We start from the raw sequence: 19,592 nt of genomic DNA on the forward strand, positions 1-19,592 counted from the left end.
ATCGCTGCGCGGCGTTCCGCGCGAATCAACGTTGCCCTGGGAACTCTTCTCTTGCAGACCTTTTCGAGAAAGTCAGCCTAACGAACCCAGAATTACTAGTTCCAAAACAAAGGTCGCAAGCAGGGTTCCGTCAATGTGTCGTTGCAAAAATTGTGCAAGCAGAGCAACGATATTTAGCACGGTGATTCCGGCAAGAATTCGTACTGCAAGTAGCGGTCGAATTGGCCTTTGGGCTCGAAATGAGCCAATCGCCCACACGGTCAAGGCAATCGCCCACACCGCTACCACGGCCGCTGCGGGCCAGGCGAGAGCGGCGGGCCACGCAGCGGTGGCTGAGGCGATGCCTTGAACTGTGGTTTGAGCCAGCACATTTGAGGCAAGCCCAAAAGTGCATATGGCCGCGCCGAGGCCAGCGAAGGCGGTCAACAGACGGACCGCCGTCGGCATCAACGGCGCGGCCACGTTGCTCATGAGGATACCGCGCTCATGAGACGGCTGCTCGAACGTTTTTGTCTTGCGAAAGGCCAACGCCCAGCAGGATGACCGCACTAGCTAAGGTGCAAGACATTGTCTGCGCCGTTGAGCGCAATGATGTTCAACGAGCTAGTCAAAATAAAGAGCCCGACAATGCCAACCAAAAGGTATACCGCGCCGACGGCGACGTTAACGCCCTTAGCCGCGGTGGTCGAGGACAGCCCGGCCAGCAACAGTGCCGCACCGATAGCAAGGTGAATAACATTATGTAGCGGGTTGACCGCAAAGATGATGAGGTTATTTCCTTTAGTCCCGGCAAAGCCGATGCCAGAAGTGACAAAGAACCCCAAAATGCCTACCAAAAGGTAAACAGCGCCAAATATTGTGGCTAGAAGCCGATTGGGTGACGTTCGCATGTGCAGAGCCTTCCATCAATTGGGCGCCTCCCCAGGGCGTCCGGCGACGTTCAAGAGCATCTTTTGACGCTCCCAAAAGGCATTCGAAACTTCAGCTCTGCTGGATAGCCCCAAGCTCAAAATTGTCTGTGAAAACGGACTATGCGTCGTACGAATTGGAGCTGGGGTCTCGCTCCAACAGCGGCTCTACCCGAAACGGAACCATCTCGTTCATAGCCAATGAGGTATCGGTCCGTTCTACGCCGTCGCAGGCCAAGATCTTGCCATTTATCCGGAAAAGATCCTCCGCACCCTTAGAAACGACTTTTACTAAGAGGTCTGCTTGTCCGGTGAGGCCGTGCGCCTCAATCACTTCCGGTATTTCGGCCAAAGCTATTGCCAGCGCTTCCAGTTTTTGCTGTTGCGCATGGACAGAAATAAACGCGGTCAAGGGGTAACCCAAAGCGGCCGGATTGATTCGGCGTTCGAAGGGTAAGAAGACCTGTTTCTTCTCTAAAGCGGCCATTCGCGCCTGCACGGTATTGCGGGATAGGCCGAGTTTTTGCGCTAGGGCTACAACCGTCCGTAGTGAATCGGTTGCCATCGCCGTAAGCAGTCGAAGATCGGTACTGTCTAAGGGTTGCATAGTGCGCAAGGTTAGCACGCTCTGCCGAGCCAAAATAGAGCATAATGCTCAAGCCTCGGCGAGCCGGTTGTGCTCGATGTATCATGTGAGTATCGTCACAGTACAACCGGTCAAGGATGATCGGTAGGGGAACGCGGCTGGAATCCGGTGGTTTTCCCCACACTTCACCGGCAGCTCATAACAGCTTCCGGCACCGGAATCGACCTAGCGGATCCCGTTCAAGACAAACGGCGGTTCGACGAGGAAAGAGGGCACCTATGTCAGCCGAAGCCCACGCTTCGCCCAGTGATGCCGGCCTGAGCGGTCTTGCCGGCGGTGGAACACCGCCAGACGAGAATTTCATTCAACTGGTCAACGCCAACGGTGAACGGGTAGCAAACCCGGAGTACGACCGTTGGGTTGCCGATGTGACTGATGAGGACTTGGCCTCGCTTTATGAGGACATGATCGTCATTCGAAGGATTGACACTGAAGCCACTGCTTTGCAGCGTCAAGGTGAGTTGGCGCTCTGGGCGCCGTTACTAGGCCAAGAAGCAGCCCAAATTGGCTCTGGACGAGCACTTGAGAAAGACGATTTTGTCTTTCCTAGTTACCGCGAAAACGGTGTCGCTTATGTTCGCGGGATTAACTTGGTCAACTCCTTGCGAATCTGGCGCGGTAACACGCACGGTGGCTGGGACCCCTACGAATTCAATATGGCGACGCCGCAAATCATCATCGGCGCGCAGACCCTGCACGCCACTGGCTATGCAATGGGTGTAGTGAACGACGGTGCAGACTCCGCAGTGATCACGTACTTCGGTGATGGTGCGACAAGTCAGGGCGATGTGAATGAGGCAATGATCTTTGCCGCCTCGTTCCAAGCTCCAGTGGTGTTTTTCTGCCAGAACAACCACTGGGCTATTTCTGAGCCGGTTGGCTTGCAGGCACATAAGGCCATCGCTGACCGGGCCCCGGGATTCGGTATTCCGTCAATGCGAGTGGACGGAAATGATGTGCTCGCGGTATTGGCTGCGACCAGAGTTGCGCTTGATCGAGCCCGCAGTGGCGGCGGACCCAGCTTTATTGAAGCGGTCACGTACCGAATGGGCCCGCACACCACCGCTGATGACCCTACGCGGTATCGCGATGCAAACGAGTTAGAAGACTGGGCAGCAAAAGATCCGATTGCTCGGCTCGCCGCGCTTTTGGACTCAAAAGGCTTGCTTACCGACGAGCTCAAGGCAGGCGTTACGGCCAAGTCTGACGAGGTCGCTAAGGAATTGCGGGCCAACACGATCAATCTGCCGGAACCGGAAGTAATGGACGTTTTCAACAACGTCTACAGCGAACCGAATTCAGCGCTCGAACGGCAAAAAGACCACTATGAGCGTTATTTGACCAGCTTCGGAGCAAACTGATGACTCAAATGACATTTGGCCGTGCAATCAATGCGGGCCTGCGCAAAGCTATGGAGCATGACCCCAAGGTTCTTTTGATGGGGGAGGACATCGGTAAACTCGGCGGCGTTTTCCGCATTACTGATGGACTGCAGAAAGATTTTGGCGCGCATCGGGTGATTGACACTCCGCTTGCCGAGGCAGGCATTATGGGCACCGCCGTCGGACTGGCCTTCCGTGGCTACCGTCCAGTGGTAGAGATTCAATTCGATGGCTTCATCTACCCAGCCTTCGATCAGATCGTTTGCCAGGTAGCTAAGCTGCATTACCGCACCCAAGGCAACGTCAAAATGCCCATCACCATCCGCGTGCCATTTGGTGGCGGTATTGGTTCGCCTGAACATCACTCGGAGTCACCCGAAGCGTACTTCACGCACACTTCTGGGCTGCGTGTGATTAGCGTTTCGAATCCGCAAGATGCGTATACGATGATCCAACAGGCAATCGCCAGCGATGACCCGGTGCTCTATTTTGAACCGAAACGTCGTTACCACTCCAAGGGCGAGGTCGATGAAAGCCTTGATTTAGCTTCGGCTCCGGCAATGGGTAGCGCTCAAATTGTCAATCCGGGTAGTGACGTTACTTTGGTGACTTATGGTCCACTGGTGGCCACAGCTAAGGATGTAGCGTTGGCTGCAGCAGATGAAGGCATTTCGATTGAGGTCATTGATCTTCGCTCGCTTTCGCCGATCGACTTCGCTCCAGTAGAAGCTTCGGTGCGCAAAACTGGCCGGTTAGTGATTACGCATGAGGCTGGCCAGACTGGCAGTCTGGGTGCGGAATTGGCCGCGAGTATCACCGAGCGTTGCTTTAACTACCTTGAAACTGCACCAGTCCGGGTGACAGGGTTCGACGTCCCGTACCCGCCGTCGAAAATGGAAAAACACCACATTCCCGACTTAGATCGGATTTTGGACGGCGTGGACCGCGCACTCGGCAGGCACAATTCGCTCAGCGGCTTGGAAGGTTAGTCAGTAGCCATGATCAAAGTATTCGAACTCCCCGATTTGGGTGAAGGCCTCACCGAATCGGAAATCGTATCGTGGAAGGTCGCGGTAGGAGATGCTGTGACACTCAACCAGGTGATTGCCGAGGTTGAGACCGCAAAAGCAGTAGTCGAGTTGCCTTCACCTTACGAAGGAATCATTTCGCAACTGCACGAACAGCCCGGCACCGTGGTCGATGTGGGTAAACCCATCGTTTCCTTTGAACTGCCAGGCTCCGACGACGCCCCGGCCGACGACGCACCCAAGCGGGTGCCGACGTTGGTTGGTTACGGTGCCGAGCCGGATAAGGGCGGCCGGCCAGCGCGCCGTGCGCGAGCAAACTCTGTTGTGGCACCAGTTGCCGCACCAGAGGCCGAACCCGCACCAGTGGTAGAAGCAGCAGTTGTGCAAGCAGTCGCCCTGGTTGAACGACCGCGCTCAACGCCACCGGTGCGCAAGTTGGCTCGGGATCTAGGTATCGATCTGACTGCGATTCCCGGAACTGGGTTGAATGGTTTGATCACTCGCGAAGACGTGCAGGTTGCCAGCTCGGCGGGTGCAGTTGCGCCAGTTGCCTCCGCGGCATCCGGCACGCTGGCCTCAGCCACACTGCTCAAGGCTCAAGGTGAGCGTGAAGTGCGCACGCCGATCAAGGGAGTGCGGAAGTTCACGGCGGCCGCGATGGTCTCTAGTGCTTTCACCGCACCCCATGTCAATGAATTCCTGACGGTCGATGTCACGCCGACAATGGAACTTTTGGCCAAGCTCAAGGCAAGCCGAGCGTTTGCCGGCCTCAAGCTCACACCGCTGACGATTGTGGCCAAAGCCTTGTGCATTGCCGTCGGACGAAATCCATCGTTAAACTCGCGCTGGGATGAGGCGAACCAAGAGATCGTCACGATGAGCTACGTGAACTTGGGCATCGCGGCGGCAACGCCTCGTGGCCTAACCGTACCGAATATCAAAGATGCTGAAGCTAAGACGTTGGTTGAGGTGGCGCAAGCGCTCGCTGAGTTGACCGATACTGCTCGGGCTGGAAAGACCACGCCGGAAAGTTTGTCTGGTGGCACGATTTCCATTACCAATATTGGTGTCTTTGGCATCGATGCGGGTACGCCGATCTTGAACCCGGGCGAAGCGGGCATCTTGGCTATCGGCTCGGTACGCAAGCAACCCTGGGCCTACCAGGATGAAGTTGCTTTGCGCCAGGTGATGACGCTCAGTTTGTCCTTTGACCACCGTTTGGTTGACGGCGAACAGGGTTCGAAATTCTTGGCTGATATTGGCACCATTTTGTCTGACCCAGGCATGCTCATCACGATGATCTAGGCCGGAATTTTGACTGCTTTACGGCAATAGGCCGGCGAGCGCCATTCGTTCAAGGATTGGTCGTGCTACTTTGGCTGGCGCGATCTTGCCTGAACGGCTGTACGAGCGCAACGAATGCGGCGTTGAGTTGATGAGGCCAAAGGCTGCGTGTGCTTGAACCCGAAGTTCAAGAGTGTCCGCCCTCGGATACAGCTGGCTCAACACTTGTACCCATAACTGCACGTATTCGCGCTGCAGGGTTCGTACGGCGTGCCGGTCGTCGTCGTTCATACTGGCTAAGTCGCGGTCTTGGACTCGAATGATGTCGGCATTGCCCAGTGCGAATTCCACATGAAAGGCGACCAATTTACGGATGGTCGTTTCGGGGTCAGCGTTGTCCATGGCGACAGCGCGACCGCCGGTCAAAAGGTCTTCGCTAACTCCCATGAGCAAGGCTGCGAGCACTGCTTGTTTGCCGCTGAAGTGTCGGTAAACCGCGGGTCCGCTGACGCCGGCAGCAGCACCGAGCTCTTCAATTGATACACCGTTAAAACCACGTTGGGCATAAAGCTCGGCAGCCGCATCCAAAAGTGCTTGCTTACGACTAGCCTTCGCCAAACTGCGCTGGGTCGGTTCAGTCTCTTGGAGCGGCTCGGGCTCGAACGATTCCATGCAAATTCCCTCCGTGGTGGACATCACAGTTAATAAAGACTAACCTAAATCTCAGTTAACGATCACTAACCCAACTCTTTTGAGTGGTTCGAGAGGGAGTCAATGGAGACCTTGACGACGTCGGCCGCGCCCGGCAGCGAAAGCTTTGTAGCGAATGACGCAGATCACCGCGCATTACTGGTGCAGCTGCGCGAAAAATTGGCGACGGCGGCACTTGGCGGGCCAGAACGATCGCGGCAGCGCCATATTGACCGCGGCAAGTTGTTGCCTCGCGAGCGCATTGACCAGCTTCTTGACCAGGGCAGCCCCTTCTTGGAAATTGCGCCGCTCGCCGCCGATGGGCTCTATGACGACGAATGCCCTGGTGCGGGCGTTATTGCCGGTATTGGCTTGATTCATGGTCGCCAGGTAGTTGTGGTCTCCAACGACGCCACGGTTAAAGGTGGCACCTATTACTCCATGACCGTCAAAAAGCATTTGCGTGCTCAAGAAGTGGCTCTAGAGAACCGGCTGCCTTGTATCTACCTTGTTGACTCTGGCGGCGCGTTTTTGCCTAAGCAAGACGAAGTGTTCCCGGATAAAGAACACTTTGGCCGCATCTTTTACAACCAGGCCAAGATGTCCGCAGCCAAGATCCCGCAGATCGCTTCGGTTATGGGTTCTTGCACCGCTGGTGGCGCCTACGTGCCTGCCATGAGCGATGAGACGGTCATTGTGCGCAACCAAGGCACGATCTTCCTGGGCGGGCCACCGCTGGTCAAGGCGGCAATTGGCGAGATCGTTACCGCAGAAGAACTCGGCGGTGGTGAGTTGCACTCACGTACCTCCGGAGTGACCGATCATCTGGCCGAAAATGATGAACACGCGCTGCAGATTATTCGTGACATCGTCTCGACGTTGCCCTTGCCCGAAGCGCCAGCGTGGGACACCGTGGCCACCCGTGAGCCGGTGGCGGATCCGGACGAACTTTATGGTGCCGTGCCAGTAGACGTGCAAGCACCCTATGACGCTCGCGAAATCATCGCTCGCATTGTGGATGCGAGCGAGTTCCACGAATTCAAAAAGAACTACGGAGCCACGCTGATCACTGGCTTTGCGCATATTCACGGCCACCCGGTAGGCATCATTGCCAATGACGGCGTGCTGTTTAGCGAATCGGCCCTCAAGGGTGCGCATTTTATTGAGCTCTGCGACCAACGTGGTATCCCGCTGCTGTTCTTGCAAAACATCAATGGCTTTATGGTCGGCCGCGATTACGAAGCTGGCGGCATTGCCAAAAACGGCGCCAAGATGGTCACCGCTGTTGCCTCCACCCGCGTACCCAAGCTGACCGTCGTCGTCGGTGGCTCGTTTGGCGCTGGTAACTACTCCATGTGCGGACGCGCCTATAGCCCGCGGTTCCTTTGGATGTGGCCGAACGCACGGATTTCGGTGATGGGCGGTGCGCAAGCATCCTCGGTGCTGGCCACGGTTCGCCGCGAGCAGCTTGAAGGTCGCGGCGAAGAGTGGTCGGTCGAAGCAGAAGACGAGTTCAAAGCTCCGATTAAGCAGCAATACGAGGCGGAAGGCAGCCCGTACTACTCAACTGCTCGATTGTGGGACGACGGCATCATCGACCCAGCAGATACCAGGGACATCGTGGGCATGGCGCTCCAAGTATGTTCGCAAAGCCTCTTGCCGGAGAGCTCCTTCGGCCTCTTCAGAATGTGATCGGGCGGAAAATGACTGCGATGTTCCATACAGTTTTAGTTGCCAACCGCGGCGAGATCGCTTGCCGGGTAATCCGGACGCTCCGTAGCATGGGCATCCGCTCGGTGGCGGTATACAGCGATGCCGACGCCGGTGCCCGGCACGTGCAAGAAGCAGATACCGCAGTGCGGATTGGCCCCGCAGCGGCTGCTGAGAGTTATCTCAATATCGAAGCGGTTCTGGAGGCCTGCCGAAAGTCCGGTGCTCGAGCAGTGCATCCTGGCTACGGCTTTCTCAGCGAGAATTTGGCGTTTGCCCAGGCGTTAGCAGCGGCGGGAATTACTTTTATTGGCCCGAACCTAGAAGCCCTGAATGTCATGGGTGACAAGATTCGGTCTAAAAACCATGTCCAAGAAAACCAGGTTCCGGTGGTCGCCGGTATCGCGGAGCCCGGTTTGTCCGATGCGGCGCTCATTGAAGCGGCGGGCAGCATCGGTTACCCGATTCTGATCAAGCCTTCGGCTGGCGGCGGCGGCAAGGGCATGCATTCGGTCTTCGACACCGCGGAATTACCCGAAACCTTGAAAACAGCTCGCCGGGTGGCTGCCTCAGCCTTTGGCGACGACACGCTCTTTTTGGAGCGCTTAGTTGCCACGCCTCGCCACATTGAAGTGCAAATTCTGGGCGACAACTTTGGCCACGTGATCCACCTAGGCGAGCGCGAATGCTCCCTGCAACGTCGGCACCAGAAAGTCATCGAAGAGGCGCCTTCCGCGTTATTGGATGCCGCCACCCGGGCCCGAATTGGCGAAGCGGCCTGCAATGCAGCGCGTAGCGTGAGCTATACTGGTGCCGGCACGGTGGAATTTTTGGTATCCGACGATGCACCGGATGAGTTCTTCTTCATGGAGATGAATACTCGACTGCAAGTTGAGCACCCAGTGACCGAAATGATCACTGGCTTGGACCTGGTCGAATGGCAGATCCGGATTGCTGCGGGGGAGCACCTAACGCTCAACCAAGACGACATTGTGCTCACCGGGCACGCGATCGAAGCACGACTTTATGCTGAGAACCCGGAACAAGACTTTCTGCCAGAAACCGGAACCGTGCTTTCACTGGCCGAATCTGCACAGGCACGAAATGACTCGGCGCTGCTAGAAGGGCTGGAGATCAGCTCAAATTACGATCCGATGCTCGCGAAAGTGATTGCTTGGGCACCGGACCGCGACGCCGCGCTGAGCAAGCTTGACGCAGCGCTTGCCGAAACTCTGGTTCTGGGTGTGAAGACCAACACCGAGTACTTAAGGCTTTTGATCAACGACGCCGATGTCCGTGCCGGACGGCTAGACACTACGATGATCGAACGCAAGATGCCTGATTTCGTCTTCGCAGCACCGGGCGAGCTAGAGCTACAAGCCGCCGCGCAATTTTTTGCCGCTCAATTGATCACCGATTCCGTGTGGGGCTCAGCGAACAGCTGGCGGATGGGTGCCCACCGCCCGCTCAGTTTCTCAATAGTAAACGGAAGAGAAAACCATCAAGTAACCGTTAGCGACGGCGCACTAGAAGTGCATGATGGTGAGTTGGCTTTGACCGCGGACGGCCTACGCACGCACTGGGACTATGCGTTCGACCCGGCAACGGAAACTCTCTGGCTAGGCTCAGCCGGCGTCAGTTTTGCCTTGCGCAAACGCAGCCGACAGGAACTTGTCGAGGCCAAAAACGCATCAATGGCTCGCGCTGAAGGCAGCGTAGACCCGGAGGCGCGCTCGCCGATGCCCGGCACCGTGGTCTCGGTATTGGTTGCCGACGGCGATGAAGTCACCGAAGGCCAGACGTTGCTCGCCGTCGAAGCGATGAAGATGGAACACCAACTCGTCGCGGCAGTAGCCGGCATCGTCAAGCTTTCCGTCAGCACCGGAAATCTGGTGAAAGCCAATCAAATCTTGGCTAGCATCCACCCACTTGAACAAAATCCAGCAGGATCAGCCCAGAACCAGGAGCAATCATGACCACTTCAGACAGTTACGGACTGAGTGAGGACTACCAGGATCTCAGCGATACCGTGCGCGACTTCGCGGACGAAGTTGTTGCTCCAGTCTCGGCAAAGCACGATGAAGAGCACAGCTTCCCTTACGAAGTGGTCAAACAGATGGGCGAGATGGGCCTGTTCGGCTTGCCGTTCCCTGAAGAGCATGGCGGCATGGGCGGCGACTACTTTGCGTTGGCCTTAGCGCTCGAGCAATTGGGCCGAGTAGACCAGTCGGTGGCGATCACGCTGGAGGCCGGTGTCTCGCTCGGTGCGATGCCGATCCACCGCTTTGGCACGGAGGCGCAAAAAGAACAGTGGCTGCCAATGCTCGCCTCTGGTCAGGCACTCGCTGGCTTCGGCCTGACCGAGCCGGAAGCCGGCTCAGATGCTGGCGGTACCAAAACTAAGGCTCGCCTTGAAGATGGCAGCTGGATTATCAATGGCAACAAAGAATTCATCACTAACTCGGGAACCGATATCACCCGTCTGGTGACGGTGACCGCGGTGACAGGTGAGAGTACCCGGGCTGACGGCAGCATCAAAAAAGAGATCTCTACCATCTTGGTTCCCACCAACACTCAAGGATTCAAGGCAGAGAAGGCTTACAACAAAGTTGGCTGGAACGCCTCGGACACTCATCCGTTGACGCTGGCTGACGTTCGAGTTCCAGAGGCGAATCTGCTGGGCGTTGAAGGTCGCGGTTATGCCAACTTCCTCTCCATTCTGGATGAGGGCCGGATCGCGATTGCCGCTTTAGCCACCGGCGCGGCGCAAGGTTGCGTTGATGAATCGGTGCGCTACGCCAAAGAGCGGATGGCCTTCGGCAACAACATCGGCAAATACCAGGCTATCCAGTTCAAGATCGCCAGGATGGCCGCCCGTGCGCACACTGCCCGCCTGGCCTATTACGATGCCGCAGCCCGGATGCAGGCCGGCAAATCGTTCAAAACCGAAGCCGCTATCGCAAAGATGATTGCTGGTGAGGCAGCGATGGACAACGCGCGTGATGCCACCCAGGTTTTCGGCGGATACGGCTTTATGAATGAGTTCCGAGTCTCGCGCCATTACCGCGACTCTAAGATACTTGAAGTGGGCGAAGGCACCACCGAAGTTCAGCTCATGCTCATCGCCCGCGATTTAGGTTTGTAGAACAGGGGAGCAAAGATGATCGATAAGACTGTGCCAACCGCTGCTGAAGCGGTGGCCGACATTCCTGACGGTGCTTCACTCGCCGTCGGCGGTTTTGGGCTTTGCGGTATTCCGGTAGCACTCATCGATGCGCTGCATAAGCAAGGCAGTACGGATCTGGAAACGGTGAGCAACAACTGCGGAGTGGATGACTGGGGGTTGGGCATTTTGCTCAACGACCGCCGAATTCGTCGGACCGTCTCTTCCTATGTGGGCGAGAATAAGGAATTTGCTCGGCAGTACCTTTCGGGTGAGCTCGAAGTTGTGCTTACCCCGCAGGGAACCTTGGCCGAGAAACTACGCGCTGGCGGTGCCGGAATTCCGGCATTTTTCACCACCGCCGGAGTGGGCACGCAGGTAGCTGAGGGTGGTTTGCCGCAAAAGTACGACGGCGAGGGCAATGTTGCGATCGCGTCTTCGGCTAAAGAAGTTCGCGAGTTCAACGGCGCTGAGTATGTCCTTGAAGACTCACTCACGCCAGACTTCGCGCTAGTACACGCGGCCAAAGGCGATCGGCACGGCAACTTGGTGTTCCACGCCACCGCGATGAACTTCAATCCGCTCTGCGCAATGGCGGGGAAGATCACTATTGCCGAGGTCGAAGAACTCGTGGAGCCGGGCGAATTGGACCCGGAGCACATTCACTTGCCAGGGATTTTTATCCAGCGCTTGGTGCATGTGCCCGCCGGTTCGGCGCATGCCGAAAAGCGGATCGAAAAACGGACCGTCTCTGCATCTTCGGCCGATACCGAGAAAATTGCTGCCGGGCAGAACCAAGTAGTGGAAGGCTGAGATGGCGACGGAAACAAAAGGTCTTTCTCGAAACGAACTGGCCGCACGAGTAGCCCAAGAGCTCGAAAATGGGCAATACATCAATCTTGGCATCGGTATGCCGACGCTGATTCCGAACTACATCCCGGCCGACGTCGAGGTAGTGCTGCATTCTGAAAACGGGATTCTGGGTACTGGACCGTACCCGACCGAAGACGCGGTGGACCCCGATTTAATCAACGCTGGCAAAGAGACCGTGACCGTCAATAAAGGCGCAGCCTTCTTCGACTCGGCGGCCTCCTTTGGCATGGTCCGTGGCGGGCACGTCGATGTTGCGGTGCTTGGTGCGATGGAAGTAGTCCAAAACGGTGACCTGGCTAACTGGATGATTCCGGGCAAAATGGTCAAAGGTATGGGCGGCGCAATGGACTTAGTCTTTGGTGCCAAGCGGCTAATCGTGATGATGGAGCATGTCGATCGGAACGGAAACCCGAAGATTTTGGCCGAATGCACGCTGCCCTTGACTGGTAAAGGCTGCGTCAACCGGATCATTACCGACCTCGCCGTGATCGACGTCGTTCCTGGCGAAGGTTTGGTGCTTCGCGAGGTAGCGCCTGGGCTTTCGGTCGAAGAAGTTATTGCCGCCACCGGTGCCCCGCTGAAAGTTGAACTCGATGTCTGATTCCCGACCCGTTCTCGCACCGCTGCCTATTATCGAGCAGCGGGGCCTTTTTCTCGATGAGCTGCAGACCGACGTCGTTTATGCGCATCGCCCGGGTCGCACCGTCACCGAGGCAGACAACGTACTTTTCACCACGCTCACGATGAACACCCAGTCATTACACTTGGATGCGGCTTGGAGTGCCCTCCAAACCTTCGGTCAGCGCTTGGTGAATTCAATGTTCACGCTGTCGACCGTAGTTGGTTTGTCCGTGGCGCAATTGACGCAAGGCACCATCATCGGTCAGTTAGGCCTCAGCGATGTGCGATTCCCGAATCCGGTGTTTCACGGCGACACGCTGTACGCGGAAACGGTAGTCACGGCAAAACGGCGCTCGATATCACGGCCTGGGCAAGGCATCGCGACCATGAAGCTTTTGGGTAAAAATCAAGACGGCCTAGTGGTTGCCGAAGCGACCAGGAGTTGCCTGATGTGGGCAAACGCCGAAGCCGCCTTGGCTGCAGCGACAAAGAAGCACTAGCCATGAATCAATTTGCAGATACTCTGCTAACTATGGGTCCGGCAATCCTGTTCTGCCCAGCAGATCGCCCCGAACGTTACGCGAAGGCGCTGGAACGGGCGGATGCCGTGATCTTGGACTTAGAAGACGCAGTAGCACCAGATGCCAAAGCTCAGGCGCGAAAGTTCTTGCTGGAGAATCCGTTGGATCCGGCGCGGACAATTGTGCGGATCAACGCGGCTGGCACTTCGGATTTTGCGCTCGACCTGGACGCTGTCTCCCAGAGTGCTTACCGCACTGTGATGCTGGCCAAAGCGGAGTCCGCTGAGCAACTGCGAATCATTGCAGATCACGGCGTGCAGCCTAGGGCATCGATCCGAGTTATTGCACTGTGTGAAACTGCGCTGGGCGTGCTGCGTGCTGCGGAGATTGCGCAAGAACCGAATGTGGTTGGCCTGATGTGGGGGGCCGAAGATTTGGTGGCATCACTGGGTGGCTCTTCATCGCGGTTTGCCGATGGTCGCTACCGGGCGGTGGCGTTGCAAGCACGCTCGCAGGTTCTGCTGGCGGCCGGCGCTTTTGGCAAGGACGCAGTTGATGCGGTGTATCTGGATATTCCGGACGTTGACGGACTTGCTGCTGAGGTGAACGACGCCGTGGCCTCGGGCTTCACGGCCACGGCGTGCATTCACCCTAGCCAAGTAGCAGTGATCAGCGCTGGGTATGCGCCTTCAGCTACGCAAGTCGCCGATGCCGAGGAGTTGCTAACTGCGGCGGCGCAGGCTGGTAATGGTGTCTTCCAGTTCAAAGGACAGATGATCGACGGGCCAGTACTCAAGCACGCCGAGCAGGTGTTGCGGCGAGCCCATTAAGGATCGCTTCAATGCCGTAGTCGAAAGCAGCTTCGGCCTCAGGATGCGCTGCGTTGAGGCGCCCTGCGCTTATCTGGTCGGCACTTACTTGGCCGGCACAGACGTCGGCCAGGCTGGAGCGGGTTTGTTCTTCCATGAGGGCGCCCAAAATAAAATGAATCAATACCCGGGAGCCTTGGGTATTGGGCCGATCTGCCTTGACCAGATCTGCCTTGACCGAATTTGTCTTGATCGAATCTGAATCGGCTGGATCGGCATCGAGCAGCTCTCGAAGCCTGGCGAAAGGTCGCAATTGGTAGGGCTGTAGCGCTTGGGCGAGCGCAATGACTTCAGCGCTATCTCTTATCGACAGTGATTTTGCCCGTAACTCGAGGGCAATTTCGTGGGCGGAATCTGCTGCGGTGGCCGAGGGGAGGTCCGCGACAATTAATTCTGCAACGGCGTAGAGCAGCTCTTGTTTATTGGGTACATGCCAATAAAGTGCGCCGGCCTGAACGCCAAGTTCCTTAGCTAGTCGACGCATGGATAGATCAGCAAGTCCGTACTCCTGCAGCACTGAGAATGCAGTGTCGACTATTCGTTCTCGTGTGAGCACAGCGCTAAACCTCCTGACAAAAACCTTATGGCATTGCGGGCCGAGAGTTGACCTTAAGCATTTGCTCTATTGATTTGAACAGTGTTCAATAAAGCTATGGCCAATGAAGCACTGTTCAATAATCCGGCGTCGCGCACACAAGACACCGCGTTCAACGAAGCTGAAATTAACCAGTTTGATGCCCTGGCCGATCGGTTGCTTTCTGGTGTTGAGCTCAGCCGGGACGAGGCTTTGGTGCTTCTGCGTTCAGATCCGGCGAACTACCTCAGCCTGTTGGCGGCCGCGGCGCGCTTGCGAAGCGCCTACTTTGGCAACTCTGTGAAGCTGAATTACTTAGTCAATCTCAAATCTGGACTTTGCCCAGAAGACTGCACTTACTGTTCCCAACGTCTCGGTTCGGCTGCCCAGATTCTCAAGTACAGCTGGCTCAAGTCGGAAGACGCTATCGATCAAGCGGAACAGGGCCTTGCCGGTGGCGCATCGAGAGTCTGTTTTGTGGCAAGCGGGCGTGGTCCTAGCGACCGAGACGTGGATCGTGTGGCTGGTTTGGTTGGCGATTTCAAGACTCGCAATCCGCAAGCGGAAGTTTGTGCTTGCCTGGGCATTTTGAAAGAAGGGCAAGCCGAGCGGCTCAAATCTTGCGGTGTGGATGCCTATAACCACAATCTAAATACCAGTGAAGAAAAGTACTCGGAGATTTGCACCACGCACGAATTTAGCGACCGGACCAATACCGTGAAAGCGGCCAAAGCCGCTGGGCTGTCGCCCTGCTCTGGGTTGATCGTGGGGATGGGCGAGAGCGATGAAGAGCTGATCGATGCACTTTTTGCACTGCGCGAGCTGGGCAGCGAATCGGTTCCGGTGAATTTTTTGATGCCTTTTGAAGGCACGCCGTTGGCGGATACCTGGTTACTCACGCCAGTGAAATGTTTGCAGATTCTGTGTGTTGCTCGTTTCGTCGCGCCGCGTAGCGAGCTGCGCATCGCGGGCAGCCGGGAAATGCATCTACGTTCCTTGCAACCTTTGGCGCTACACGTAGCAAATTCGATCTTCTTGGGTGACTATCTGACCAGCGAAGGCCAATCGGCGGCTGAAGATCTCGCAATGATTGAAGACGGTGGCTTCGTGATCTTGGATCCGAGGGCGAGCGCCCCGCAGGGCGGGGTGGAGCCGGTGTTGCGAAAACGAGGCGCCGGCACTGAACTGCAACCCAATGCCTGATACCAGCTTGGCCGGACTCATTGACCGTGATCGCGGACTGCTCTGGCATCCTTATGCGCCGCTGAACGGTGTTGCCCCGTATGCTGTTGAATCAGCTAGCGGCGTCCGGCTGAGCTTGCGTGACAACAACGGCAGATCATATGAAGCGATCGACGCCATGAGCTCCTGGTGGCGCATGGTGCATGGCTATCGAAACCCAGTTTTGGATCGCGCCATTTTGGCACAACTGGCTGAGTTCAGTCATGTAATGTTTGGCGGTTTGACTCATGAACCCGCCGTCGAGCTTGCCGAAAAGCTTCGGCAGATGAGCCCTGAGCCTCTCCAGCACGTCTTTTTTGCGGACTCTGGGTCGGTTTCGGTGGAAGTTTCACTCAAGCTGGCGTTGCAGTATCAGAGCGCACAGGGTCTACCGGATAGACAGAAGTTTTTGGCTTTGCGCGGCGGCTATCACGGGGACACTTTTGCCGCGATGGGCGTCAGCGATCCCGACGGCAGTTTGCACACCGAGTTTCCCGGTGAGCTCGCTGCCAACGTCTTTGCACCCAGGCCTCCCGCCGCCACTCTTCACCATAGTCAGCTTTCTGCCGACCCGGACGAACTGAGTGCCTGGGCTGCTGAGGTAACCGAGCTGGTGTACCGCAATGCGCACCAACTTGCCGGCATCATCGTCGAGCCAGTGTTGCAAGGTGCCGGTGGCATGTTCGTCTACGACCCGCAGTGTTTGCAGCTTTTGCGCGAGCTGGCAGATTCGACGGGACTATTGCTGATTTTTGATGAAATTGCAACGGGCTTTGGCCGGACGGGCACACTATTTGCTGCTGAGTGGGCCGGGGTCTTACCGGATGTTCTTTGCCTTGGCAAAGCGCTAACTGGTGGATACCTAAGCCTGGCCGCAACGTTGTGCTCGGCCGAGATTGCCTCGGTACTGGGCCGTTCTGAATTGGGTGCTTTGATGCATGGACCAACATTTATGGCTAACCCACTTGCCTGCGCTGCCGCCAATGCTTCGCTTGATTTGCTCGCGACTAAGGATTGGCAAACCCAGGTGGCCAAAATCGATGCGCAATTGACGTCTGGTCTGGTGGGCGCGCTTGAGCTCACGAGTGTTCAGCAGATCCGCACCCTGGGGGCGGTGGGTGTCTTGGAACTCAACGTGCCGGTTGATGTGCCAGCGGTGACCCGGGTCGGCCTGGAAAATGGTGTTTGGCTGCGGCCATTTCGAAACTTGGTCTACACGATGCCGCCATACGTCAGTTCGGCTGAGGACACGGTTCAGATCACCCAAGCAATGGTGGCTGCGGTGGCTGAGGTGCACGGCTAATGGTTAGTCAGTTGACCGGGACCTGGTTGCAAGGTGCGACGGCGACTTGGCTCGCTGCTGCGGCCACCGAGCGTGCTGAGTTGTCCAGACGGCGTCGAACTGAAGTATTTCAACGCCCTGGTGGGTTTCTGGATTTAGCCTCAAACGACTATTGAGGTCTTTCGCGCGATCCGCGACTTATCGAAGCCGCGACGGTTGCGCTGCGTGAATACGGTTGTGGCTCGCGGGCTTCCCCGGTGGTCACCGGTAGGCACGCCGTGCACGCTGAATTGGAGGGCGCGCTTTGCACGCTCACTGATCGCCCAACGGCTTTGATATTTTCTAGCGGGTATTTGGCCAATCTGGGTGCTCTCACCGCGCTGACTGGGCGCGGGGCGGTGATCTTTTCTGATGAACACGCACACGCTTCTTTGATTGACGCGGCGAGGTTGTCTCGGGCCAGAGTCGAGGTCTTTCCACATTCGGATCTGCGCGCATTAGAAATGATGTTGCAGGTTCGCCAGGAAACCCGCGCAGTGGTGGTGGTTGAATCGATCTATTCAGTTTTAGGCGATGCGGCACCGTTACGAGAATTAGCGCAATTATGCGCCCGTTTTGACGCTTTGCTGCTTGTCGATGAGGCGCACGGTCTTGGCGTAAGCGGTTCCGGCCGGGGTGGCGTCTGGGCGGCCGGGCTGGCCAAAGCGGAACACGTAGTAGCCACCGTGACGTTGTCGAAATCTTTGGGAGCGCAAGGGGGAGCGGTGCTGGCCGGTTAGCTGGTGCGTGAGCATTTACTGAACACGGCCCGCAACTGTATTTTTGATACCGCGCTTGCGCCGGCTTCAGCGGCAGCGGCAGCGTGCCAGATCATCGCCGTCGAACCCCAAAGGGTAGCAAAGCTACACCAGGTGGCCGGAGCAATTGCGCAGGCGGCCGGAATCGAGGCCTCCGCTGGCGCCGTGCAGTCGCTGCGAATGGCCAATGCGGCTCAGGCAGAAAAAATCAGTTTGCGACTTCGTGCCGAAGGCATTCTGGTTGGGTGCTTTCGACCGCCCAGTGTGCCGGACGGAATCTCCCGACTTCGATTCACCGCGCGCGGATGTTGCTCCAGCTGAAGCTGCGCAGGCAGCTGTCCTTGCCCGGCTTTGGGCGCGTGCGACCCGGGAGATTCAATGAATGGAGGTGCCATGAAAAATGTTTTAGCGCTGCCCAAGGTTGTGTTTGTCACCGGAACAGATACCGACGTCGGCAAAACCATCACCACCGCGGCGCTCGCTGCCGTGTTTGCGCAGGTAGGTTCAGTAGCGATCTATAAACCGGTGCAAACCGGTGTTGAAGCCGGCGAAGCGGGGGATACGGCCGAAGTAGCCAGGCTGGCTGGCGTGCAAAATACTTTCGAAGGCGCACGGTACTCGGCGCCGATGGCTCCGGTCGCGGCTGCCGAGAAAGAAAATCGCGAGCTACCAAGCTTGGCATCGCACGTGAGGAATGTGGTTGAGCTCAGTCAGCGCTTCGACCGAGTTCTCGTTGAAGGTTCCGGCGGGCTGTTGGTCGAATTGGACGGTGCCGGCGGAACGCTTGCAGACTTAGCCGCTGGATTCGCCCTAGCCGCTGGAAACGGAACGGCGTCAGAATCTGGCGTAGTGCTGGTGGCCAGGGCCGGATTAGGCACCTTGAATCACGCCGCTCTGACTATCGAAGCATTGCAGACGCGCGGGCTTGACCTTGTTGGGGTGGTACTTGGTAGTGTGCCTGCGATTCCGAATGTTGTTGAGCGGAGTAATCAAGAAGTTTTTGCAGCCAGCCGAAACAAGCTTTTGGCGCAAGTTCCGGCCGGCGTCGCAAAAATGCAGGCCAAAGCGTTTTGTGAAGCTGCCGGATTGTGGTTTGAGCCAGAAGCCGTTTGGAGTACGCCCAGAAGCTAGTTGAGTGCTTTGATACCGTCCGGTAGTACGCCGCCAGCCAGAAGCTTTTTGGCCGCGGATTGCAAGGCGGTAAGGGCTAGACGCTGGGTCAGCGGTCCGTATGAGATTCGTGAAATACCTAGTTGCTTGAGCTCCGCGGGCGCAAGGGAGCCAGATACGCCGATGAGCGAAACTTTATTGAAGCCGATTCCTTCAACTAAAGCAGATACGGTTGCCGCGTCGAAGAGACCTGGAACGAAGACGTTTGTTGCGCCCTCAGCCAAGAAAGCCTGGCCGCGTTTAATGGCTTCCGCTAATTGCTCGTTCTTATCCGCATCTTTGGGCCCTTTGGCGAAAACATCGGTACGCGTATTGAGTGCGAACTGGACGCCTTCAACCTCCGCGGCCTTGACCGCGGCACGTACTGCGCCGACTGCTTCATCGAAAGGCTTCAACTGGTCTTCTAAGTTAGCGCCAACAATGCCAACGCCGATCGCTTGCCGGATAGTCTCGGACGCATCGCCATAGCCACCTTCAAGATCCGCACTAACTGGCAAGTTCGTGGCTGCCACGATGCGCCCAACAGCCTCGATAATCAGTTCACGAGGGATTTTTTCGCCGTCTTCATAACCGTAAGAAGCGGCAATCGAGTGGCTCGCCGTAGCGAGGGCTTGGCTGCCGTCAAGGTCCGCGATGACTTTCGCTGAGACGACATCCCAAACGTTGATTACCTGGAGAATCTCGGCCGCATTGTGCAGATCAAGGAGCCGTTGACCTTTTGCACTGAAGTTCTTTTGTGCTGAGTTCTTTGATCGGAGGGTTTGAATTCTCTGGTGTGATCATGGCATCACGCTACCGCTGCCTCCTGACAGTAGTCACGTCCGAGTTCAGTTATTGGCGGCACTGGAACATG

Annotated in this window: 20 protein-coding genes and 1 pseudogene; 15 read left to right on the forward strand and 6 right to left on the reverse strand. The window is 56.9% G+C overall.

The genetic code is table 11. The annotated features are described in order from the left end of the window. Positions 1–72 precede the first annotated feature (72 nt). The 3 genes and pseudogenes from RSAL33209_RS02280 to RSAL33209_RS02290 all read right to left on the reverse strand — a co-directional run bounded on the left by RSAL33209_RS02280 (position 73) and on the right by RSAL33209_RS02290 (position 1,515). Positions 73–471 (reverse strand): hypothetical protein, encoded by a 399-nt coding sequence (locus RSAL33209_RS02280; RefSeq protein ID WP_041684316.1) that lies wholly within the window; start codon positions 469–471, stop codon positions 73–75. A 13-nt stretch (positions 472–484) separates the two neighbouring features. After that, positions 485–890 (reverse strand): annotated as a pseudogene (locus RSAL33209_RS02285) (DUF4383 domain-containing protein). Between the two features lie 139 nt (positions 891–1,029). Next, the gene (locus RSAL33209_RS02290) at positions 1,030–1,515 is read right to left on the reverse strand and encodes an Lrp/AsnC family transcriptional regulator (RefSeq protein WP_041684317.1); all 486 of its coding nucleotides are present in this window, start codon (positions 1,513–1,515) and stop codon (positions 1,030–1,032) included. Between the two features lie 257 nt (positions 1,516–1,772). Between RSAL33209_RS02290 and pdhA the strand changes: the two genes are divergently transcribed. From pdhA to RSAL33209_RS02305, 3 genes are read left to right on the forward strand one after another with little or no spacing between them, the layout of a single operon-like run. Further along, the gene (pdhA, locus tag RSAL33209_RS02295; RefSeq protein WP_114597560.1) at positions 1,773–2,915 is read left to right on the forward strand and encodes a pyruvate dehydrogenase (acetyl-transferring) E1 component subunit alpha; all 1,143 of its coding nucleotides are present in this window, start codon (positions 1,773–1,775) and stop codon (positions 2,913–2,915) included. Continuing rightward, positions 2,915–3,925, forward strand: a complete 1,011-nt coding sequence (locus tag RSAL33209_RS02300) for an alpha-ketoacid dehydrogenase subunit beta (protein ID WP_012244000.1) — start codon at positions 2,915–2,917, stop codon at positions 3,923–3,925. The genes pdhA and RSAL33209_RS02300 overlap by 1 nt, the downstream gene beginning before the upstream one ends. Before the next feature lie 9 nt (positions 3,926–3,934). Then, positions 3,935–5,269, forward strand: a complete 1,335-nt coding sequence (locus RSAL33209_RS02305; protein WP_012244001.1) for a dihydrolipoamide acetyltransferase family protein — start codon at positions 3,935–3,937, stop codon at positions 5,267–5,269. 18 nt (positions 5,270–5,287) lie between these two features. Here RSAL33209_RS02305 and RSAL33209_RS02310 read toward each other — a convergent pair whose 3' ends face one another. Continuing rightward, entirely contained in the window at positions 5,288–5,920 is a 633-nt protein-coding gene (locus RSAL33209_RS02310; RefSeq protein ID WP_233494252.1) for a TetR/AcrR family transcriptional regulator, read from the reverse strand. 102 nt (positions 5,921–6,022) lie between these two features. Between RSAL33209_RS02310 and RSAL33209_RS02315 the strand changes: the two genes are divergently transcribed. The 7 genes from RSAL33209_RS02315 to RSAL33209_RS02345 are packed head-to-tail and all read left to right on the forward strand — an operon-like array spanning position 6,023 to position 13,656. Beyond that, positions 6,023–7,630: a carboxyl transferase domain-containing protein gene (locus tag RSAL33209_RS02315; RefSeq protein WP_012244003.1), complete on the forward strand. Its 1,608-nt coding sequence runs from the start codon at positions 6,023–6,025 to the stop codon at positions 7,628–7,630. An 11-nt stretch (positions 7,631–7,641) separates the two neighbouring features. Then, positions 7,642–9,624, forward strand: a complete 1,983-nt coding sequence (locus RSAL33209_RS02320) for an acetyl/propionyl/methylcrotonyl-CoA carboxylase subunit alpha (protein WP_012244004.1) — start codon at positions 7,642–7,644, stop codon at positions 9,622–9,624. Continuing rightward, complete coding sequence (locus RSAL33209_RS02325; protein ID WP_012244005.1) at positions 9,621–10,793, forward strand: acyl-CoA dehydrogenase family protein; 1,173 nt, start codon at positions 9,621–9,623, stop codon at positions 10,791–10,793. Before RSAL33209_RS02320 ends, RSAL33209_RS02325 begins: the two co-directional genes overlap by 4 nt. Before the next feature lie 15 nt (positions 10,794–10,808). Continuing rightward, positions 10,809–11,624: a CoA transferase subunit A gene (locus RSAL33209_RS02330; protein ID WP_012244006.1), complete on the forward strand. Its 816-nt coding sequence runs from the start codon at positions 10,809–10,811 to the stop codon at positions 11,622–11,624. Between the two features lies 1 nt (position 11,625). Beyond that, positions 11,626–12,285, forward strand: coding sequence for a CoA transferase subunit B (locus RSAL33209_RS02335; protein ID WP_012244007.1), 660 nt, complete (start codon positions 11,626–11,628; stop codon positions 12,283–12,285). Beyond that, complete coding sequence (locus tag RSAL33209_RS02340; RefSeq protein ID WP_049758783.1) at positions 12,278–12,805, forward strand: MaoC family dehydratase; 528 nt, start codon at positions 12,278–12,280, stop codon at positions 12,803–12,805. The genes RSAL33209_RS02335 and RSAL33209_RS02340 overlap by 8 nt, the downstream gene beginning before the upstream one ends. A 2-nt stretch (positions 12,806–12,807) precedes the next feature. Next, positions 12,808–13,656, forward strand: coding sequence for an HpcH/HpaI aldolase/citrate lyase family protein (locus RSAL33209_RS02345; RefSeq protein WP_012244009.1), 849 nt, complete (start codon positions 12,808–12,810; stop codon positions 13,654–13,656). Here the strand turns inward: RSAL33209_RS02345 and RSAL33209_RS02350 are convergent. Next, entirely contained in the window at positions 13,619–14,251 is a 633-nt protein-coding gene (locus RSAL33209_RS02350) for a TetR family transcriptional regulator (RefSeq protein ID WP_041684320.1), read from the reverse strand. The genes RSAL33209_RS02345 and RSAL33209_RS02350 overlap by 38 nt on opposite strands. Positions 14,252–14,332: 81 nt before the next feature. Between RSAL33209_RS02350 and bioB the strand changes: the two genes are divergently transcribed. The 5 genes from bioB (at position 14,333) to bioD (ending at position 18,700) form a co-directional block, all read left to right on the forward strand. Next, positions 14,333–15,472, forward strand: coding sequence for a biotin synthase BioB (bioB, locus tag RSAL33209_RS02355; RefSeq protein WP_012244010.1), 1,140 nt, complete (start codon positions 14,333–14,335; stop codon positions 15,470–15,472). After that, complete coding sequence (gene bioA / locus RSAL33209_RS02360; protein WP_012244011.1) at positions 15,465–16,793, forward strand: adenosylmethionine--8-amino-7-oxononanoate transaminase; 1,329 nt, start codon at positions 15,465–15,467, stop codon at positions 16,791–16,793. Before bioB ends, bioA begins: the two co-directional genes overlap by 8 nt. Before the next feature lie 257 nt (positions 16,794–17,050). Continuing rightward, a complete protein-coding gene (locus tag RSAL33209_RS17970; protein ID WP_244862350.1) occupies positions 17,051–17,551 on the forward strand; it encodes an aminotransferase class I/II-fold pyridoxal phosphate-dependent enzyme in 501 nt (166 codons plus the stop codon). A 3-nt stretch (positions 17,552–17,554) separates the two neighbouring features. Then, positions 17,555–17,890, forward strand: coding sequence for a PLP-dependent aminotransferase family protein (locus tag RSAL33209_RS17975; RefSeq protein ID WP_012244014.1), 336 nt, complete (start codon positions 17,555–17,557; stop codon positions 17,888–17,890). 72 nt (positions 17,891–17,962) lie between these two features. Further along, the gene (gene bioD, locus RSAL33209_RS02370) at positions 17,963–18,700 is read left to right on the forward strand and encodes a dethiobiotin synthase (RefSeq protein WP_041684321.1); all 738 of its coding nucleotides are present in this window, start codon (positions 17,963–17,965) and stop codon (positions 18,698–18,700) included. Here the strand turns inward: bioD and RSAL33209_RS02375 are convergent. Then, positions 18,697–19,506 carry an isocitrate lyase/PEP mutase family protein gene (locus RSAL33209_RS02375; protein ID WP_041684322.1) on the reverse strand — a complete coding sequence of 270 codons (810 nt, stop codon included), beginning with the start codon at positions 19,504–19,506 and terminating at the stop codon, positions 18,697–18,699. The genes bioD and RSAL33209_RS02375 overlap by 4 nt on opposite strands. Positions 19,507–19,592: the final 86 nt, after the last annotated feature.

Source organism: Renibacterium salmoninarum ATCC 33209, from assembly GCF_000018885.1.
Taxonomy (GTDB): Bacteria; Actinomycetota; Actinomycetes; order Actinomycetales; family Micrococcaceae; genus Renibacterium; species Renibacterium salmoninarum.

Bases quoted from the DNA above. Each gene is read 5' to 3' on its own strand.
- RSAL33209_RS02280 (WP_041684316.1), bottom strand. From the start codon at position 471: ATGAGCAACGTGGCCGCGCCGTTGATGCCGACGGCGGTCCGTCTGTTG.
- RSAL33209_RS02290 (WP_041684317.1), bottom strand. From the start codon at position 1,515: ATGCAACCCTTAGACAGTACCGATCTTCGACTGCTTACGGCGATGGCA.
- pdhA (WP_114597560.1), top strand. From the start codon at position 1,773: ATGTCAGCCGAAGCCCACGCTTCGCCCAGTGATGCCGGCCTGAGCGGT.
- RSAL33209_RS02300 (WP_012244000.1), top strand. From the start codon at position 2,915: ATGACTCAAATGACATTTGGCCGTGCAATCAATGCGGGCCTGCGCAAA.
- RSAL33209_RS02305 (WP_012244001.1), top strand. From the start codon at position 3,935: ATGATCAAAGTATTCGAACTCCCCGATTTGGGTGAAGGCCTCACCGAA.
- RSAL33209_RS02310 (WP_233494252.1), bottom strand. From the start codon at position 5,920: ATGGAATCGTTCGAGCCCGAGCCGCTCCAAGAGACTGAACCGACCCAG.
- RSAL33209_RS02315 (WP_012244003.1), top strand. From the start codon at position 6,023: ATGGAGACCTTGACGACGTCGGCCGCGCCCGGCAGCGAAAGCTTTGTA.
- RSAL33209_RS02320 (WP_012244004.1), top strand. From the start codon at position 7,642: ATGACTGCGATGTTCCATACAGTTTTAGTTGCCAACCGCGGCGAGATC.
- RSAL33209_RS02325 (WP_012244005.1), top strand. From the start codon at position 9,621: ATGACCACTTCAGACAGTTACGGACTGAGTGAGGACTACCAGGATCTC.
- RSAL33209_RS02330 (WP_012244006.1), top strand. From the start codon at position 10,809: ATGATCGATAAGACTGTGCCAACCGCTGCTGAAGCGGTGGCCGACATT.
- RSAL33209_RS02335 (WP_012244007.1), top strand. From the start codon at position 11,626: ATGGCGACGGAAACAAAAGGTCTTTCTCGAAACGAACTGGCCGCACGA.
- RSAL33209_RS02340 (WP_049758783.1), top strand. From the start codon at position 12,278: ATGTCTGATTCCCGACCCGTTCTCGCACCGCTGCCTATTATCGAGCAG.
- RSAL33209_RS02345 (WP_012244009.1), top strand. From the start codon at position 12,808: ATGAATCAATTTGCAGATACTCTGCTAACTATGGGTCCGGCAATCCTG.
- bioA (WP_012244011.1), top strand. From the start codon at position 15,465: ATGCCTGATACCAGCTTGGCCGGACTCATTGACCGTGATCGCGGACTG.
- bioD (WP_041684321.1), top strand. From the start codon at position 17,963: ATGAAAAATGTTTTAGCGCTGCCCAAGGTTGTGTTTGTCACCGGAACA.